Origin of the sequence: Enterobacter cloacae complex sp. IR5428, assembly GCF_049238585.1 — a bacterium.
In the GTDB taxonomy this organism is placed as follows: domain Bacteria; phylum Pseudomonadota; class Gammaproteobacteria; order Enterobacterales; family Enterobacteriaceae; genus Enterobacter; species Enterobacter intestinihominis.
In genome coordinates, this window is sequence record NZ_JBMKHV010000019.1 from 20,406 (window position 1) to 35,613 (window position 15,208).

23 protein-coding genes and 1 pseudogene are annotated in these 15,208 nt (G+C 51.9%); 18 read left to right on the forward strand and 6 right to left on the reverse strand.

Going from position 1 to position 15,208, the window contains the following annotated elements; all coding sequences use genetic code 11:
• Positions 1-12: 12 nt before the first annotated feature.
• The 5 genes and pseudogenes from ACOTXC_RS20420 to ACOTXC_RS20440 all read right to left on the reverse strand — a co-directional run bounded on the left by ACOTXC_RS20420 (position 13) and on the right by ACOTXC_RS20440 (position 5,673).
• A pseudogene (locus ACOTXC_RS20420) lies at positions 13-1,162 on the reverse strand (RecT family recombinase).
• Positions 1,137-4,556 (reverse strand): RecE family exodeoxyribonuclease, encoded by a 3,420-nt coding sequence (locus ACOTXC_RS20425; RefSeq protein WP_006811604.1) that lies wholly within the window; start codon positions 4,554-4,556, stop codon positions 1,137-1,139. Before ACOTXC_RS20425 ends, ACOTXC_RS20420 begins: the two are co-directional and overlap by 26 nt.
• A gap of 139 nt (positions 4,557-4,695) precedes the next feature.
• The gene (locus tag ACOTXC_RS20430; RefSeq protein WP_006811603.1) at positions 4,696-4,857 is read right to left on the reverse strand and encodes a YdaE family protein; all 162 of its coding nucleotides are present in this window, start codon (positions 4,855-4,857) and stop codon (positions 4,696-4,698) included.
• Between the two features lie 11 nt (positions 4,858-4,868).
• Positions 4,869-5,075 carry a phage encoded cell division inhibitor protein gene (locus ACOTXC_RS20435; protein ID WP_032674134.1) on the reverse strand — a complete coding sequence of 69 codons (207 nt, stop codon included), beginning with the start codon at positions 5,073-5,075 and terminating at the stop codon, positions 4,869-4,871.
• A gap of 196 nt (positions 5,076-5,271) precedes the next feature.
• Positions 5,272-5,673: a helix-turn-helix domain-containing protein gene (locus ACOTXC_RS20440; protein ID WP_006811601.1), complete on the reverse strand. Its 402-nt coding sequence runs from the start codon at positions 5,671-5,673 to the stop codon at positions 5,272-5,274.
• A gap of 111 nt (positions 5,674-5,784) precedes the next feature.
• On the opposite strand from ACOTXC_RS20440, the gene ACOTXC_RS20445 reads away from it, so the two are divergent.
• From ACOTXC_RS20445 to ACOTXC_RS20490, 10 genes are all read left to right on the forward strand, one after another.
• Positions 5,785-6,015, forward strand: a complete 231-nt coding sequence (locus tag ACOTXC_RS20445; RefSeq protein WP_421767939.1) for a hypothetical protein — start codon at positions 5,785-5,787, stop codon at positions 6,013-6,015.
• A 2-nt stretch (positions 6,016-6,017) separates the two neighbouring features.
• On the forward strand, positions 6,018-6,560 hold the full coding sequence (locus ACOTXC_RS20450; RefSeq protein ID WP_421767940.1) for a toxin YdaT domain-containing protein: 543 nt from the start codon (positions 6,018-6,020) through the stop codon (positions 6,558-6,560).
• A gap of 8 nt (positions 6,561-6,568) precedes the next feature.
• The gene (locus ACOTXC_RS20455) at positions 6,569-6,823 is read left to right on the forward strand and encodes a hypothetical protein (protein ID WP_032659815.1); all 255 of its coding nucleotides are present in this window, start codon (positions 6,569-6,571) and stop codon (positions 6,821-6,823) included.
• A 117-nt stretch (positions 6,824-6,940) separates the two neighbouring features.
• The gene (locus tag ACOTXC_RS20460) at positions 6,941-7,090 is read left to right on the forward strand and encodes a ClpX C4-type zinc finger protein (protein ID WP_223832652.1); all 150 of its coding nucleotides are present in this window, start codon (positions 6,941-6,943) and stop codon (positions 7,088-7,090) included.
• A gap of 16 nt (positions 7,091-7,106) precedes the next feature.
• Positions 7,107-8,015 carry a hypothetical protein gene (locus ACOTXC_RS20465; RefSeq protein WP_080469333.1) on the forward strand — a complete coding sequence of 303 codons (909 nt, stop codon included), beginning with the start codon at positions 7,107-7,109 and terminating at the stop codon, positions 8,013-8,015.
• A 2-nt stretch (positions 8,016-8,017) separates the two neighbouring features.
• Complete coding sequence (locus ACOTXC_RS20470; RefSeq protein ID WP_006811596.1) at positions 8,018-8,770, forward strand: ATP-binding protein; 753 nt, start codon at positions 8,018-8,020, stop codon at positions 8,768-8,770.
• 16 nt (positions 8,771-8,786) lie between these two features.
• Positions 8,787-9,473, forward strand: a complete 687-nt coding sequence (locus ACOTXC_RS20475; RefSeq protein WP_006811595.1) for a DUF1627 domain-containing protein — start codon at positions 8,787-8,789, stop codon at positions 9,471-9,473.
• 3 nt (positions 9,474-9,476) lie between these two features.
• A complete protein-coding gene (locus ACOTXC_RS20480) occupies positions 9,477-9,737 on the forward strand; it encodes a DUF977 family protein (protein ID WP_006811594.1) in 261 nt (86 codons plus the stop codon).
• Positions 9,734-10,153, forward strand: a complete 420-nt coding sequence (locus ACOTXC_RS20485; RefSeq protein ID WP_023304246.1) for a hypothetical protein — start codon at positions 9,734-9,736, stop codon at positions 10,151-10,153. The genes ACOTXC_RS20480 and ACOTXC_RS20485 overlap by 4 nt, the downstream gene beginning before the upstream one ends.
• A gap of 319 nt (positions 10,154-10,472) precedes the next feature.
• Positions 10,473-10,598 (forward strand): hypothetical protein, encoded by a 126-nt coding sequence (locus ACOTXC_RS20490; RefSeq protein ID WP_006811591.1) that lies wholly within the window; start codon positions 10,473-10,475, stop codon positions 10,596-10,598.
• Between the two features lie 132 nt (positions 10,599-10,730).
• Here ACOTXC_RS20490 and ACOTXC_RS20495 read toward each other — a convergent pair whose 3' ends face one another.
• Positions 10,731-11,111 (reverse strand): hypothetical protein, encoded by a 381-nt coding sequence (locus ACOTXC_RS20495; protein ID WP_006811590.1) that lies wholly within the window; start codon positions 11,109-11,111, stop codon positions 10,731-10,733.
• A 449-nt stretch (positions 11,112-11,560) separates the two neighbouring features.
• Here ACOTXC_RS20495 and ACOTXC_RS20500 point away from each other — a divergent pair, with 449 nt between their 5' ends.
• From ACOTXC_RS20500 to ACOTXC_RS20535, 8 genes are all read left to right on the forward strand, one after another.
• Positions 11,561-11,965 (forward strand): hypothetical protein, encoded by a 405-nt coding sequence (locus tag ACOTXC_RS20500; RefSeq protein WP_006811589.1) that lies wholly within the window; start codon positions 11,561-11,563, stop codon positions 11,963-11,965.
• 156 nt (positions 11,966-12,121) lie between these two features.
• Entirely contained in the window at positions 12,122-12,355 is a 234-nt protein-coding gene (locus ACOTXC_RS20505) for a DinI family protein (protein ID WP_006811588.1), read from the forward strand.
• A gap of 404 nt (positions 12,356-12,759) precedes the next feature.
• Positions 12,760-13,359, forward strand: coding sequence for a DUF1367 family protein (locus ACOTXC_RS20510; protein ID WP_023314675.1), 600 nt, complete (start codon positions 12,760-12,762; stop codon positions 13,357-13,359).
• Positions 13,359-13,565 (forward strand): hypothetical protein, encoded by a 207-nt coding sequence (locus ACOTXC_RS20515; protein ID WP_023314674.1) that lies wholly within the window; start codon positions 13,359-13,361, stop codon positions 13,563-13,565. Before ACOTXC_RS20510 ends, ACOTXC_RS20515 begins: the two co-directional genes overlap by 1 nt.
• Before the next feature lie 2 nt (positions 13,566-13,567).
• Positions 13,568-13,849 carry a DUF1364 family protein gene (locus tag ACOTXC_RS20520; RefSeq protein WP_022651648.1) on the forward strand — a complete coding sequence of 94 codons (282 nt, stop codon included), beginning with the start codon at positions 13,568-13,570 and terminating at the stop codon, positions 13,847-13,849.
• Complete coding sequence (locus ACOTXC_RS20525; protein WP_006811583.1) at positions 13,846-14,202, forward strand: RusA family crossover junction endodeoxyribonuclease; 357 nt, start codon at positions 13,846-13,848, stop codon at positions 14,200-14,202. Before ACOTXC_RS20520 ends, ACOTXC_RS20525 begins: the two co-directional genes overlap by 4 nt.
• Positions 14,199-14,336 carry a YlcG family protein gene (locus tag ACOTXC_RS20530; RefSeq protein ID WP_006811582.1) on the forward strand — a complete coding sequence of 46 codons (138 nt, stop codon included), beginning with the start codon at positions 14,199-14,201 and terminating at the stop codon, positions 14,334-14,336. Before ACOTXC_RS20525 ends, ACOTXC_RS20530 begins: the two co-directional genes overlap by 4 nt.
• Entirely contained in the window at positions 14,333-15,145 is an 813-nt protein-coding gene (locus ACOTXC_RS20535) for an antitermination protein (RefSeq protein ID WP_006811581.1), read from the forward strand. The genes ACOTXC_RS20530 and ACOTXC_RS20535 overlap by 4 nt, the downstream gene beginning before the upstream one ends.
• The last annotated feature ends 63 nt before the right edge of the window (positions 15,146-15,208 follow it).

Genomic DNA, 15,208 nt, shown 5'->3' on the forward strand with positions numbered 1-15,208 from the left:
CTCCCGCCTCCCTTAGTCCACGTATTCCGGTTTCATATCCGCCAGGGTGATGCTGAACTGATCGTGCAACTCGTCGCCCAAGTGACGCTTTGAAGATGCGAGCACACGCTCGGCTTCCGCGAACCGCTCTGTCGCGTCCGGTTCTTCCGGAGAAGGTAGGGAGTTGATAGCCGCCTCAACCTTGTTACGTGCATCGACCAGGTAGTACCGCTTAACGGCTTTGTTTTTCAGCTCGGTGAACAGTGCGGATCCAAGCGTCGCTTTAGCCGTTTCGATGTCGGCACGGACTGCTTTGGCGCTATCCACATCCTGAGCGGCCTCAATGCGGTCGCGGAAATCCTGGGCCAGGGTGTCGATATTTACAGATGGCTCCTGAGGATCCTGCGTGTTTACTACATTTTCACCTTTGATATCAGCCAGGCTCATTTTCTGAACCGGTGCCGGGTTAATTTCCCTTTCGGTGGGCTGCTCAATCTCATCAGGCGTGTAAACGCCTAGGATCACGTGCGGGCAGTACAAGCGCGCCCAATATTTCACGCCGAGATAGGCTATTTGCTGGTCGGGCTTTGAAACCCACAGCGGCGAATTTCGAGTAACTACCTGCGACAGGTAAAGAGGTTTATCCCAGGTGATTTCACTTTCACCACGAAGAATTGCTCCGACTTGAACATAGAGACCTTCTTCGTCTTCATCAGTCCAGTCGCGAACGCGTTCGGCAACAGTGTACTTACCGTTCTTACCCATTTTTTCACGGGTCACTTCTTTGGTTTTGGTGCAACGTTCCCAGTCGCCGCCGTAACGATAATGAAAACGGCCATGAATGGCACTGGAACTGGTAATTACGGCGTTAACAAGCTGCGCTTCGTAACCCAACTGGCCGTTGACCAGGTGAGTTTTTTGCGCCACCGCGTAAGGGTTCATGCCCCACTGCATGGCTTGCATAACAATCGCCATGCAATCCGCAGGCTTTCCTGCCAAGTGTGCCGGTACTGTAACGACAGACTGGGCCATCAGCCCGGCGAAAGCCTGCAACTGACCCAGTGCCTGAACGTTGAAAATTGAGTTGCTGGCAGAGATAGTGTTTGGAGCCTGCTGCTCAGCAGTTACGATATTCATGTTTTCCATCATCATTCCCCTTATGCCTGAGTACGCAGCGCTTCAAGGCGGCGCAGGTCGAAGTCGTTCAGTTCGTCGATGTAATCGTCGATGATTGGCGCTGGCCATTCCCCTGTGTCGAAGCCGGTTGCTATAGCGCGCATTGCTTTTCGGTACTCGAGCATGCCCAGTTCCAGAAGGTCTGCGGATGCCTCGATGATGGCGATCCAGTGGTAGTTCTCGTCTTTGTTGACGAAAATCCAGAAGAACTGGTCCAGCGCCGCGGTTTCGCAGTACATAGCCGCGCTCAGGTGATAATCACGTTCAATGATTTCCCGGTGTAGCCTGGCGCGCAGGCTTTCCTGCTTAACGTTCCACATGCTGATGGTTTTCAGGTCAGCACCAATACGCACGCCGTCCAGGTCGATCTCAAGGTCAGGGCGCACACGAACTTCCAGGCCCGTCTCCTCATCAAAGCCGAAGTAACTCACCTCGACGGCGCGGCTCGGGTGGGTCAGCAGCATGCCAGCGGTCGGGTGTGCCAGAAGCGCTTTTTGAATATTCAGTGCGGTGCCCAGCTGCTGGCGAGTGACCAGCACTTTCCCCTCAGGGTTATCGCGCCAGGCATCCAGCAGCTCGTCGGCAAACACGGCATCTGGTTTGACTGTCTTCACGGCCTGAATCAGATCTGCCTTCGTGCCAGAGACTTTCAGCGGTTGTGGCTTCTGTGCTTCCTGCGCCACCATGTCAGGGTTGATGATCGCTAACTGCTCGAGCAGCGCGTCACGGCTGCCGCTAGTTTTAACCGGCGTCGGCAGGGTGGCGTTGTACTCTTTGATGCAGGCTTTCATTGCCGTTGCCGTCTGCTTCTGGTCTGCATCGATACGCTGGAAGTTAGCTGGCAGCGTCATATAGTTCTGCGCTGTTTCTTCCAGGCTAGCGCCCAGCGGCACCTGAGCGGGCAGGGTAGCGTTGTACTCTTCCAGTAACACCTTGATGTCGTCGGCAGACAGCAGCGCCGGCAGGCTGGCGTTGTACTCATCGATAAAGGCGCGCAGTGTCGGCGTGGTGGTGAATGCGCCTTCCGGGATAACCGGTTCAATGCTGAACTCCGCATCCAGCTGTTCAGGCTGCAACGCCAGCGCATGCACTAAGTTGCCCATGTCCAGAACAGCGGAGCGCTCTTTGACGATGGTTTTTTCAACGTGGCGCGCATTGAAGTACATCAGGCTGACGCGGGCGTCTTTTACCTGGGTTGAGCTGATGCCGTTGGCGGCGTGGTAAACCTCGTTCGGAAGACCTTCATAGCGGCCTGGCTCGAAATAAGCAGGATATTCAACAGATGGTTCTTCCTGATGCACTTCTGGTTCGTGTTGTGCCGATTCTGGTTCGCTTTGAGCAGGTTCTGGCTCTTCCTTGATGGCAGAATCTGTTTTTTGGTGATCACCGGCCTGTTCCTGATTCGCCAGGCTTGGCGCGGCAGCGGCCAGTATCTCTACCGGAGCTACGGTAACTGCTTGCGTATCAACTGCATCAGCGCCTTCGCCTGGTTGTACCGGATCAGTATTTTCGACTTTCTCTGGCTGAGTCGTTTCCATCTGCACATCGCTGGTGGTCTCCGCTGCGTTTTCCGTTTTTTCGGCTTCATTTGAGGCGTTTTGGTTGAGCAGGGCATCAATGGAAAATATGCCGTTGCCCATACTTGTGATTTTCGGTTGTCCTTTCGCTTCCTCGGCGCGGCGGCGCGCACCTTCTTCACGAATCCGTTGTAAATTCTCTTCGTGAGTAGTGGTGGCCACACGCTGGGTCATTTCCCATTTCGGATCTGTTGGGTCGCTAATACCCTCGACAAACTCACCACGTTCGGCTGCCAGCTGCTTGCCCACGTTTTCACGTGAAATACCTGGAGCGGCAGAAGGCAGCGGCATTAACTCTGTTGTCGAATTGAAATTTGTTGTCATCGTTCGATTAACAAATTCCAAGTGAGCAGCAGGCGTCTTGTGGATGTTCTCAGGAGCGATACGCACCAGGTTAAAAATTGCCGTCCGGTTAACCGCCAGAACGCCGGGCTGGTTGCGCAGAATGCTGCTCCATGATTTCCACGGCTCCTCTTTTTTAGCGACAATTTCCTTCGCGCGGCGCAGAACGCTGCCTGGTATTTCGTGTGGGTTGAAGTCCATCGGCAGCAGGGCGCAGGCGATCTCGAGATCGAGAGAGTCCAGCGTATGGTGTGCGCCTTCGCCGCGGTCAGTAACATGGCCGCCATCAGCGTTAGTGCCGGAATCAGTACGCTGCACGCTGCTGATGCGGTTTCCGGCAGCCCATTCGCGCGCCAGGATGCCACGGTCAATGTAATCAGTTTCAGTCCATATTTTGGTGAAACGAAGAACCAAAGCGAGTTCGTGACGCTTCTCCTGGCTGAACACCTTGCGAATGGCGTCGGTATAGCGCCAAAGGTCTTTGGTATCGTAACCCTTAACCTCTTCGCAGTTTTCTGCCGCCAGCAGCAGGTTCTGAACGTAGCTGTTGTCAGTGTCCATCTCGAGCGTGCTGATAGCTTCGTACTCCTCGCGGGTTACGTGGTGGCGCATTTCGTCGGTGGTGAACTGTGAAAGAAGTTGTTTGCGGAAGGGCATTCTGCACACTGGATAACGGGTGTTTTCATCGTCGTGCTCGCCGATCTGGATACCGTCATCAATAGCGATATGCTGATCAGTTTCAACCCCGGCGTCGCTGGTTCTTTCTGATTTGAGCAGAGTAAGCTTTCCGTTCTTCCACTCTCTCACTACCTCATTACGGTCACCGGCATCAACTCTCAACCAGTCGGCCATGAAAGCAGCAAGTAGCTTTACTTCGTGCTCTTCATCTGGCGCGAATACCTGCTTAATCGCCTGGACCAGTTTCCATTCAGCGCTCAGGCTGAGTTCGGCAACTTCAGGGGTGTCATTCTTCGCCAGGAGCAGATTCTGGAGATAGGTGTTGCCTTCATCCAGCGACATTTCGCTGGCAGCCAGCTGCTGCTCTTTACTGATATGCGTCTGATATTTGTCGCAGGTCAGGTGGAAGGCAAAACGGACTGCTGGAGTACGGTTTTCAAGCGTAACACTCTCGTCGATAGTTTCGACTTTAACGGTCGTTTCCGGAGCGGAAGTGTTGTCCACAGGGCTAGTCGACTCAGCAACAGCCTTTGGCAGCCAGGTGCGTCCATCGTCCTGGAGTGCGTAGCGCTCGCACCAGGTGTAATCCACAGTGCCTTCTTCCGGAAGGTCGTTATATACGGGGAAATCGGTGCGGATCGGTTTGGCGTAGTCTTTACCGCGGCCAGTTTCTTCAATGCCTGCTTCTTCCAGTGCAACATCGAGTTGGAGATTGGCGCGGGCTGCACTTTTCGCAGTGAACCAAATAACCGCATCTTTCTTGCCAGATTTCTGACTGGCTTTGAGCAGATGGAAAAATTCCATGTCAGATCCTCATTTTTGGATGTAAGATCCCCGGGCCAGAAATAGCGCCCATTGGGGGTGTTTTTGGTTTGGTATAAATTCCGGTGTAACTTTGGTCGGTGTCACCGGACGTATAGGCCCGCTTCGGCGGGTTTTTACGTTATGCTTCGTGAGCCATCTGGTCGAACGAAGCGCAACGCACAGAACAGTAATCACGTTGTTCGCGTTTCAACTGCGAGCCGTGGATGAAGAGCAGTTTGTTTTTAACTTCCTTCCCTTGCTCGATCGGCTTGCGGCAGTACGCGCATTTCTTTTCCTGCATAACGCCCTCCGTTAATGGCTAAGGCCATTTCCAACGCCGTTTAAATAGACCTCAACCAGCAAATCTTTGGTGTAGGTGCGTTCGACGCCACGGTGAAGATACAGACGGCCTCGTGCATTAGCAGACGCGGTCCAGGTTGAATCTTTGTGTTTGACGAGCATGCCTGGCATAACTGCGCCGCGGTTGACCGTCTGGGTGCCATAGTGCTGATGAACCATGATGATTCCCTCTTGTTTGCCCTTGTCGCCAGGCTGGCGGAACATTTCTTAACCTGACAACGGTGCGCTTGTTGTCGATGAATTCAATGATGCAACATTAAGTTTCGCTTGTAAAGTGATGTGAAAGTATAAATTTCGTATCGAGGCAAAAAAAAGGCACCGTTCAGGTGCCATTCGATTTATCGTGATGAAAGATTTATTTGTGGTTGTTGTTTATCAGGTCGTAGACGTCGTTCTTGAGCAGCTCTAAATCATTCAAGACGCCTTTCGTATGAAGGATAAGACGTAGCTTCTCAGCTTCGGGAAGCTGATTGAAGAGAGAAAGCATCACTAATTCAGTTTCGTCCAGCTCCCTCTGAGAGCGTTCGGAGGAGTCAATTTCTTCTATGGGGAGAAAGAACCAGTGCTCGGGTTTACCCGTGGCAGCGGCTAACCGTTTTAGTCTTTCACCACTCGCAACGTTTTTCCCTTTGGCCCAATTTTGCACAGCCGTGTGAGAGAGCATGACTTTCTTGGCAAGATCGGATTTGTTCCAGCCGTTTTCTGTCATGACCTGTTGAATTCGCTTGGCAAACACTGGGTAGTTAATCTCATTCATACGCACATTTTACAACCTAAGGTTTCGCTCAGCACTAAAACAATATCTTTCGTTTGTTGAAACATAAACTTTCGTCATGTATGCTTCGATCCATCTACAAAAGGAGAGCACATGAAAAAAGAAACTCAGCAAAAAATTAGTAACGCAGCTTCCCGGGCCTCTATTGGTAAGCATTTTGGTATCAGCGGTCAGGCTGTCGGGAAGTGGATTTATAAAAATGGAATTCCACAGAAACGCATCATCCCGTTATGCCAGCTCCTGGGCTGGGTGGTTACCCCTCATGAAATTGATCCCGAAGCATATCCAAATCCCACAGACGGGCTGCCAAAACAGGAGTCCTGAACATGCACGCCATTTCATATCAACAAAATACCGGATTAACTCCGGTTGCGATGATAAATCGCAATCAGCCAGGCGCGGCAGATAAGCACGAACAGATCCGCGATGCCGTTCGTGCCTGGGCCGCGTCACTGGATAACCAGGATGTCGTTGCCGGGATCATCGTTGAGGAGTGGGAACGACAGGGCGGCGCCGGGCTGGAATTTCCCGAAGACCTGAGCCGTAAGCGTCAGAAACTCTTCCGCTGGCTCGATGGTGATACGGAGTATGCGCGCAAAAACATCAGCCAGCTGTCGCCCGCGATCATCGCCGTTCTACCGCTTGAGTTCCGTGGCCGCCTGGTACCTCAGGACTGCTTTATGACGCGTTATGCAGCGATGGAGAAGGAGATCGGGGAAGCGAAACGCGCGGTGATTCTGAGGGCGCCGCAGCACCAGCTGGTGAAAGAGGTGAGGGAGGGCATTGAACACCTGCTGGCGCTTCTGCCTGGCGAGGCTGTTGTTCAGGTTCTGAGTGGTCTCGCAGTCATGGGCCCGGGCTTCATGTGAGGTGTGCAGTGAATCATGTCGAATTTATTGAAAAGCACGTTCGCGAAGAACTTATCCGGCAGGGCTTCACCGCAGCTGTCGCGCAGGGGGGGGCATTCCAGGCCGTCGATATGTACAAGCGAATGTCTCAGGCAAGTCGTAAGGGGAGGATTTTCGATGATGTTTTGCGTCACGCGAAGTTATGGGCTGAAAAACAGACTGTGCCGGCAGACCGGTTTGAGTCGAAGCGCATCAAGCGCGGTAAGCAGCAGGGGCTGTTCTGAAAGAGGTGAAGGCCGGGCCGCGCCAACGGAACCGACCTTCGATGTAATTCAAGGCGAAATTACGAGGGGATTATGACAGAAAAAACAGCTAGTAAAAAAGAAATACGAGATTTTTACATGTGCTCATTCTGCGGAGTTAAAAGCACCGAGTTCAATGGCTCACTTATTGCTGGGCCTGGTGGATGCATCTGTCAGGACTGCGTTTTTTTGTGCGTCGAGGTGATCTTTAAGCACTCAGCAAAAACTGACGAACCGACAGCACTTTAAGCATTCAGAGGTTTTTATGCGTGATTACGGCAAGGTGCATACATCTTTTTGGATAAGCGATGGAATGCGGCGAGTTTCTGATGATGCTCGTCTGCTTGCGCTGTACCTGCTCACGGGACAACACACGAACATGATTGGGTGTTTCCGTCTGCCTGATGGATACGTTTCAGAAGACCTTAACTGGAGTTCCGAAAGGGTTTCGAAAGGGTTTGATGAACTATCCAAGAACGGTTTCGCAACGCGTGATATTACCACGAAATGGGTTCTGATCAGGAACTTCATGAGCTGGAACCCTGTTGAGAATCCCAATCAGGGTATAGCGGCCATGCGCTTATTTTCACAGGTGCCGGATAAGTCGTCCGTCAAGCCAGAGCTGGCGCGGATTATGAATGATGCGATAGCTCATTTCGGAGGCGCAAAACTAAAGGGTTCTGAAAGGGTTTTGGAACCGTTCCTTAACCAGGAACAGGAACAGGAACAGGAACAGGAACAGGAACAGGAACAGGAACAGGAAGAAGAAAACATTTTGGGGCATGGCTCCGCCACACCCCCAGGTAGTGATGACTCCTCCGATGGTGTGACCTCTCAGAAAAAAAATCCCTACCCTGACGACTTCGAACAGGCATGGGCGATTTATCCAAAGCGTTCAGGCGGCAACAGCAAGGCTGACGCCTGCAAAGCCTGGAAGGCCAGGGTTAAAACAGGTGCCACAGTTCAGGAGTTGCTTGACGGCACCCGGCGTTACGCTGAGTTCGTGAGGGCTACAGGGAAGCTGAATACGGAGTACGTGAAGCAGGCGGCAACGTTTTATGGCCCTTCGAAACACTATGAGGAAGCCTGGGAAGTGACGGCGCCATCAGGTATGCGCGATCTGAATGCCATTTCTCGTCCAGATAAATCCATCCCACCAGGGTTCAGGGGGTAGCGATGAAAAATATGATTGGTACTGGAAGCGCACTTGAGCGCCTGAAGAAAATTATCCCGGCCAGCGTTCAGCCAAAATTCACCAGCGTTGAAGAGTGGCAGGCGTGGCAGGAAACCGAAGGTCGTAAGCGGTCCGGAGAAATCGACAAGATGAACCAGCGCGCCCGCTCAGAAAAGATTTTTGGTCGTGCCGGCATCCAGGCACTGCATCGCAGTTGCTCGTTCGCCAATTACGAGGTGAAAGGGCCGGAGCAGCGCCAGGCATACAGCATGGCAAAAAGCTACGCGCAGAACTTCGGCGGCGGCAGCTTCGCAAGCTTTGTATTCAGTGGAGCGCCAGGAACCGGTAAGAACCACCTTGCCGCGGCAATTGGCAATCACCTGCTGGGTGCAGGCCACTCGGTTCTGGTAGTGACCATCCCCGACCTGATGCTCCGTGTTCGCGAGTGCTACGACGACGGGCAGTCCGAATCGTCCCTGCTAAACGACCTGTGTAACGTTGATCTCCTGGTGCTGGATGAGGTCGGTATTCAGCGCGGCTCCAGTGGCGAGAAGGTCATCATCAATCAAGTTATTGACCGTCGACTTTCCTCGATGCGTCCGGTCGGCATCCTGACCAATCTGAACCACGGCGAACTGGTGAACACCCTGGGCGCTCGCGTTATGGATCGTCTTCAGATGGATGGCGGTATCTGGGTGAATTTCGACTGGGAAAGTTATCGAAAAAACGTGTCGCATCTGCGTCCTGTTAAATAATTTCAGAGGAAAAACCATGGAAACCGTAATTCAAGCACTGGAAAAAATGGGCCGGGCGACATACCGCGAAGTTGCTGCACGTCTTGATATCGACCCGGTCGATGCGCTCACCATGTTACGTGAGCAGCGTGATCAGGGGTTATGCGATTTTGGAGACGGCGGCTGGTTCCTCGGTACCGTGAAAGGTCAGTCTCAGCAGTCAACGCCAAAGGCACCTGTTCATCCGGCGCCGCGTCTGAAAGGTGAGGAGCCGGAACCCGTTGATCCTGATGTCGTCCGACAGCAGCTGCGTGAGCAAGGGGCAATGACGACAGTTTCGCTGGCTGCGGCCGTCAATCGCAATGCCCGCGGAATGGTCTCTGTTCTTCGCGCGCTGGAGCGCCAGGGCGTTGTGGTGAAGAACGGGAAGGGCAAAGGCGTTACCTGGTCCCTTGCGGTTGTTACAGAACCCCTTAAGCAAGAACCGGTACCGGAGGCACCTGCCGCGCCGGAAGAAGCAAAACCAGTCGAACAGATCGTGAGTGAAATCCCCTCGTTCACCGAAGGGTGCGACGCAGTCGAAGCGGTACCAGCGGTGCGGGACATTTCTCGCGAAATCCGCCGCACCAGAAACAAGCTGGAGCAACTGACCAAACTGCGTGACGCGGTTCGTGTTATTGGTCGCCACAGAAATCTCGTGCAGCAGCTGACAGGGAGGGAATAACCGATGGCCAGAAAGAAAACCGACAGAGAACGCGCCCTGATCATCAACCGAATTATCGAACTGGTGAAGGAGCAGGGGCGCATCACCACGAATGACGTCGTTGCGATGTTCGGCCTTCACCGGACCACAGCGGATAAATATCTCCGCGTAGCGGTGGAGCAGGGTGGTCTAGTTCGCCACGGGCGCTGCGGTATCTTCCGTGACCTGCGGGCAACAATCGACTTTGACCTGAAACGTTTTTCACACAACAAGGCGGCGGCATGATTACCGAGAAAGACAACGTTTTTTATTGTGACTGCGGATTTTCTTTTGAGAGGGGGCGCAGCGGTGCGCATAGCTGTGAACTTGGTTTGCGTAAGAAACTTGCCGAGTCAGAAGCCAAGCTCGCTGCGCTGGCTGCGGAGAATGCGGGGCTGAAAAAAGTCCCGGCAACTGACAGCGAAACAATGCTGTTGGCTTTGGACGCATTCAACACGCACGGCTCCATGAGGCCTGATGTGGGCTTACAGCAGGCGATAAATGTCGTAATGCAACGTAGAGAAACCCCGGCCACCGATACTTTCCTAGCTGAAGTTCGGGCGCAAGCAGTGGAGATGTTCGCCAAAGAGATGCATGCAGATATCAGCGGTGATGATGCCCGCGAGTTCGCCGCCCAACTTCGCAAAGGAGCAGCATCATGAGCAATACCCTAAAAGAATAGCTCCTGAAGACCATTTCGGAGCTTGAAGAAGAGCGCGATGCAACGCCTGGCATCGTAAACGAAGATGCGGGCGCTTGCTGTGATGAAGTTAGCGCTGGAATCGCTCGAAGCGGGGACTGCCATTCTTTGCTGGCGTCGTGTGACCGTTGAGCCATACGGCCCTTAACCTTGGCATAACGGTAATTTTATCGGCTTCTCAAAACCCGTTGAGGGCATTGAGGACGAGTATTTACTCCGCCCCGCCAGCGCAGGTATCTGTTCCTGGTGAGCTGACACGCGAAGAGTACAAGTGTAGGTTCATGGAAGAGGACAACTTTGATGTCACTTTTCGTTGCGGCTGGAATGCCTGCCGCGCCGCCAATCTTCAGGGTAGCCAACCTGTAAGTAATAGTGATGAGTTGCCGCCGCAACAGCAGGTTGAATGATGGCTAAATCCCCAGCAGAGCACAGAAGTAATTCTCTATGGCCGGAGCGTAAAGGGTTTTATCCAGAAATGGCGGAATCAGTATTTTTCTGATATGGATTATGAGCTATTGTTTTAACAATAGCCCCCTCCTTTAACGTTTTTGTGAGTTAGCAGCACCTCTAACGGCACACATAAAATCACCAATACCAGCGCCGACGCTGTTCCCTTCGGCAACATAATCACCTTTGAAAGCTAACTTCCCATCCATATAGAAGAGTTTTATCTCTCCATATCCACTATCGCAGTCGGCATCTTTAATACTAACTTTGTAATACTCTACTTTTTTATTTTTTGTTTGATACATGAACAAGGCAGATGAATCACCTTTAACATTCCTGTATGTCCCTGCTTTTGCTGAAAAAACGCCATCATCAGCTGTGGTAACCTCAACCCAGTTACTTGTAGTTTCAGCAAAAGCGACACTCGCAACAAACAGAGCAGAAAAGCCCAGCGATGCGGTTTTCTTATCCATAATTAATATTCCATTTTTAATGTTTTGTTTGATTCTATCTTCGTCTCAAAAACCGTTCAACAAAACACCGCTTACCAACTTAAATGGGCACGGAGAGCCATTCAACCCCGTAGCCTTAGCAACGCAACGTGCGCGAGAATGCTTCGCTCGTGATTCGCTGTAAGAGAAGTTTCATTAGTGACGCAAAGCAAACCCGCTTCGGCGGGTTTTTTCTTTCTCATTAATCCGTTGCGGCAATGCTGTGCCTCCGCCATTCGCTGAGGCGCTGGTGAGGGCGAATCTTCCTGATCTTTGTGTGCCAAGAGAGTTGGCGGCCTGATGACAAGCGATATCGTATTGTGGTTAATATTGCTATCCTATCTGAGGAAAATCCTAATTATTAGGCTTCAGCTTTTTCTCGACACTCTGCTGAGGAATAATCTTGTCAGAAATATATCAAAGGACTAATCGTGAAAAAATTCCTTCTTCTGGGCATGGTGCTTCCAGTGTTATCAGGTTGCGTGATTAAAGAACAAACAAGATATGTAGAATCTCCAGTTGCTACCAATCTCAACAATCCGGCTGGTGCTGCCACAAAAAAATGCAGCATCACGAATTATAAAGAAGCAAAACTTGATAGCCAGTCTCCATCAGGGACTGTGATTATTGATTACGGTAATCGTTTCGATATTATGTTTGAAAATTTTGGAAACGGTGAGGTTTTCCATAGTCCTATACTGAATATTGCGAAAGAAAATATGATTATTGGCTATTCAGGGAGCATGATGTATAGCAAGGGAATAGGAAAGATGGCTGGGTTTTACGGAACCTATAATACAGAGTCAAAGTTCAACACCATATTCCAGTGCTATTAAGCAACGTATGTAAAAGCAACAAATAACCTGCCTTATTCGGCAGGTTTTTTTATGTCTAAAAGTTTATGTTTTTAACATTTTGTGCTCTTAACAGGTTGATCATTCTGAGTTTGCGGGTTACTGTATAAAAACACAGTATGTGCAAAGGAGGCCACCATGAAAGTTGAGTTAACCATTGATCGCACAAAGAAACTTCCTGATGGAGCAATGCCAGCGCTGGAAAAAGAACTGCTAAAACGGCTCCGGAATCAGTTCGAGGATTGCAGTCTGGTTGTTCGTCGTGCTGGTTCGGATGGGTTAAGCGTTTATGGTGGGGCAAAGGAAGCGAAGAAGACGGTTGAAGGTATCCTTCAGGAAACCTGGGAAAGTGCAGACGACTGGTTCTATTAAGGGTGTACTCAGGGGTAGCGCGCATTTTCAGAATACCGCAATTTGCGAATCCCTTTGATGCTGCTGCCGACAATTTCTAATCGCGTCTGTATGTCGCTCAGGGGGATTCCGTGGAGGGTGTAGTTCAGTCAGATCTGCGAGTGACCATAACCGATGGGAAAGGAAGGGAGTTGCTGTCCTTCAAGTTGGGGGCGGAAGAGCGCTATATAATTTCCACCAAAGATAGCTCCATAACTCACAGAAAACTAAGTAGGGATGATCGTTACTGGTCCAAAGAAACCATTATGGAAATTGTAAGGGAAATGGCTTCTAAAAATTGACTTGTCACTACGTACGCAATCATAATTCTTGAGCTGGCCTGAACAACCAGCAACCTGACCGCGATGCGCCACGGAGTGAACACCATGGCGCAGTTACAACTCATTAAGCAGTCCTCAGGGATCCTGATCCCGGCTACGCCAGAGACCAGCGATTTGCTGCAATCAAAAATCAAGCTCGGCGCCGTGCTGGTGGCCGACTTCAAACAGGTACGCAATCCTGCGTTTCATCGCCGCTTCTTCGCTCTGCTGAATCTGGGCTTCGAATACTGGGAGCCTACCGGCGGCGCAATCTCCTCCAACGAGCGCAAGCTGGTTACCGGCTACGCTAAATTCCTGGCTTCCTATGGCGGAAACGAAAGCGCACTGCTCGATGCCGCTGAGCACTATCTTGTGCAGGTTGCGAGCCGCCGCGTAACAAACGGGATCAGCCTCTGTAAATCTTTCGATGCATACCGCGCCTGGGTGACTATTCAGGCCGGGCATTACGACGCTATCAAACTTCCGGATGGCACACTTCAGAAGCACCCACGCAGTATTTCATTCGCCAACATGGACGAAATTGAGTTCCAGCAGCTGTACAAGGCCGCGCTCGATGTCCTCTGGCGTTGGATATTGTCAAAAGCGTTCAGAGACCAGGGCGAGGCGGAGAACGCCGCTGCGCAGCTCATGAGCTTCGCGGGGTGATGGGGATGAAGCATACCTGGTTTCATCATACCGATTGCACAACCCAGCAAGCCGAAGAACTCATGGCGGAATACCGGCGCCGCGGCGTAAAGGTAGAGCGCAGCCTGAACTCCGATTACATCACCTGGACCGTCAGCGCCCGGCTGCCTGAAGGCAATAAACCACCGCGTATAAATCGCCGGTGGCAAAACCGGATATGGGGGTGAGCATGGCTATTTATCGCAGCAAAAAATGGCTTGCCGCCGTTGGGCAGATCGAGCGTTGTGTTCTTTGTGGAGCATGGGGAACGCAGGTGGCACACCGGAACGAAGGGAAAGGCATGGGATTAAAAACCGATGACTGTGCGACAGCTGCGCTCTGCGTTTGCTGTCATGACAGCATTGATAACGGAAATAAGCTGAACAGGGAAGAGCGCCGGCAGCTTATGGACCGCGCGATTGTTCTGACAGTGATTGAAGTTGCCCGCCGCGGGCTGGTGGTGCCCGCATGAAAATTTACGAAATTACGCCGATTGGCAAACCACGAATGACCCAGCGAGACCGATGGCATAAACGCCCGGCAACGGCTGCTTACTGGGCATACAAAGAGCAGGTCCGGCTGCTGGGCATTAAATTGCCTGAAGCCGGATATCACGTCACTTTCGTTATCCCCATGCCAAAGAGCTGGAGCAAGGCAAAGCGGGAGCAATATGTCGGCCAGCCTCATCAACAAAAGCCGGACAAAGACAACTTGGAAAAAGCTTTGCTGGATGCAGTGTTTGACGAGGATAGCCATGTCTGGGACGGGCGGGTTACCAAAATCTGGGGAGAAACCGGGCAAATTATCATCGGGGAGGCCACATGAAGCCAGAAACGCTTGAGGTACTACGCGCGCGCTGGCAGCGCCTTCGCATTTACCGCTACCGGGGATCGGTGCTGGTGGATTACCGCATCTTCCGTAATTACATCAGAATTGAATCAAAGCAGAGGGGCACATGAAACTGGAAGCAGCACTTAAACATTTTAGTCCTCAGGGAATGCATATCAGCGAAGATGTAAAGGGAACCTCTCCGGATCGTCTCACCGGCACTGATGTTATGGCGGCCATTGGCACCACCAGCAGCCGTGCGCGCTTCGGCCTGGCTGCTTTCTTCGGCAAAGCCGGCATTAGCAAAACAGATGAACAACTCGCAGTTCAGGCGCTGGCGCAGTTTGCCATTAAAAACGCCCCTAAAAATGTCCGCAAAGCCGCTGGCGATAAGCTCGGAGCCTGCATGTTGACGCTGGCGCAGTTTGCTTTCGCGGAGTATTCCTGTTCGGCGGCTACCAGCGTGATGTGTCACAGCTGTTGTGGTACCGGCCGGACCACTAAAGAGCAGGTCACCCGCAAGGTTTCGTACCCTTGGGGTAAAGCGCCATACTGGGCCAGCCGCTCCCGTGCCGTTCGTCCGTCTGACTGGGAGCTGTGGACAGAGGTAACAGAGGTTGTACCGGCGGTCTGTGATGTTTGCGAAGGCAAGGGAACGATAAGCGCCCGTTGTCGTTGCGGCGGCATAGGTGAAGTGGTGGACCGTAAAGCAACGAAGGAACGTGGCGTACCAGTTTTCAAAACGTGTGAACGTTGCTCTGGTATTGGCTTCTCTGCTATCTCCTCGGCGACGGTATATCGCGTCATTCTGAAGCGACTCCCTGACCTTCATCAGTCATCATGGTCGCGTAACTGGAAACCACTCTTTGAAATGCTTGTGGACACGCTGCGCAAGTGGGAATGTCAAGCGGCTGTCGAATTCGAGAAGGCAACAACTTAATAATATGATCGAAGCAAATGACGACGCATTTTTGCATGTTAGGGTTGACTTTGCATAAAAATG

What these genes read in the sequence shown, in the direction of transcription:
- ACOTXC_RS20425 (WP_006811604.1), bottom strand. Translation starts at nt 4,556, where the DNA reads ATGGAATTTTTCCATCTGCTCAAAGCCAGTCAGAAATCTGGCAAGAAA.
- ACOTXC_RS20430 (WP_006811603.1), bottom strand. Translation starts at nt 4,857, where the DNA reads ATGCAGGAAAAGAAATGCGCGTACTGCCGCAAGCCGATCGAGCAAGGG.
- ACOTXC_RS20435 (WP_032674134.1), bottom strand. Translation starts at nt 5,075, where the DNA reads ATGGTTCATCAGCACTATGGCACCCAGACGGTCAACCGCGGCGCAGTT.
- ACOTXC_RS20440 (WP_006811601.1), bottom strand. Translation starts at nt 5,673, where the DNA reads ATGAATGAGATTAACTACCCAGTGTTTGCCAAGCGAATTCAACAGGTC.
- ACOTXC_RS20445 (WP_421767939.1), top strand. Translation starts at nt 5,785, where the DNA reads ATGAAAAAAGAAACTCAGCAAAAAATTAGTAACGCAGCTTCCCGGGCC.
- ACOTXC_RS20450 (WP_421767940.1), top strand. Translation starts at nt 6,018, where the DNA reads ATGCACGCCATTTCATATCAACAAAATACCGGATTAACTCCGGTTGCG.
- ACOTXC_RS20460 (WP_223832652.1), top strand. Translation starts at nt 6,941, where the DNA reads ATGTGCTCATTCTGCGGAGTTAAAAGCACCGAGTTCAATGGCTCACTT.
- ACOTXC_RS20465 (WP_080469333.1), top strand. Translation starts at nt 7,107, where the DNA reads ATGCGTGATTACGGCAAGGTGCATACATCTTTTTGGATAAGCGATGGA.
- ACOTXC_RS20470 (WP_006811596.1), top strand. Translation starts at nt 8,018, where the DNA reads ATGAAAAATATGATTGGTACTGGAAGCGCACTTGAGCGCCTGAAGAAA.
- ACOTXC_RS20475 (WP_006811595.1), top strand. Translation starts at nt 8,787, where the DNA reads ATGGAAACCGTAATTCAAGCACTGGAAAAAATGGGCCGGGCGACATAC.
- ACOTXC_RS20480 (WP_006811594.1), top strand. Translation starts at nt 9,477, where the DNA reads ATGGCCAGAAAGAAAACCGACAGAGAACGCGCCCTGATCATCAACCGA.
- ACOTXC_RS20485 (WP_023304246.1), top strand. Translation starts at nt 9,734, where the DNA reads ATGATTACCGAGAAAGACAACGTTTTTTATTGTGACTGCGGATTTTCT.
- ACOTXC_RS20490 (WP_006811591.1), top strand. Translation starts at nt 10,473, where the DNA reads ATGGAAGAGGACAACTTTGATGTCACTTTTCGTTGCGGCTGGAATGCC.
- ACOTXC_RS20495 (WP_006811590.1), bottom strand. Translation starts at nt 11,111, where the DNA reads ATGGATAAGAAAACCGCATCGCTGGGCTTTTCTGCTCTGTTTGTTGCG.
- ACOTXC_RS20505 (WP_006811588.1), top strand. Translation starts at nt 12,122, where the DNA reads ATGAAAGTTGAGTTAACCATTGATCGCACAAAGAAACTTCCTGATGGA.
- ACOTXC_RS20510 (WP_023314675.1), top strand. Translation starts at nt 12,760, where the DNA reads ATGGCGCAGTTACAACTCATTAAGCAGTCCTCAGGGATCCTGATCCCG.
- ACOTXC_RS20515 (WP_023314674.1), top strand. Translation starts at nt 13,359, where the DNA reads ATGGGGATGAAGCATACCTGGTTTCATCATACCGATTGCACAACCCAG.
- ACOTXC_RS20520 (WP_022651648.1), top strand. Translation starts at nt 13,568, where the DNA reads ATGGCTATTTATCGCAGCAAAAAATGGCTTGCCGCCGTTGGGCAGATC.
- ACOTXC_RS20525 (WP_006811583.1), top strand. Translation starts at nt 13,846, where the DNA reads ATGAAAATTTACGAAATTACGCCGATTGGCAAACCACGAATGACCCAG.
- ACOTXC_RS20530 (WP_006811582.1), top strand. Translation starts at nt 14,199, where the DNA reads ATGAAGCCAGAAACGCTTGAGGTACTACGCGCGCGCTGGCAGCGCCTT.
- ACOTXC_RS20535 (WP_006811581.1), top strand. Translation starts at nt 14,333, where the DNA reads ATGAAACTGGAAGCAGCACTTAAACATTTTAGTCCTCAGGGAATGCAT.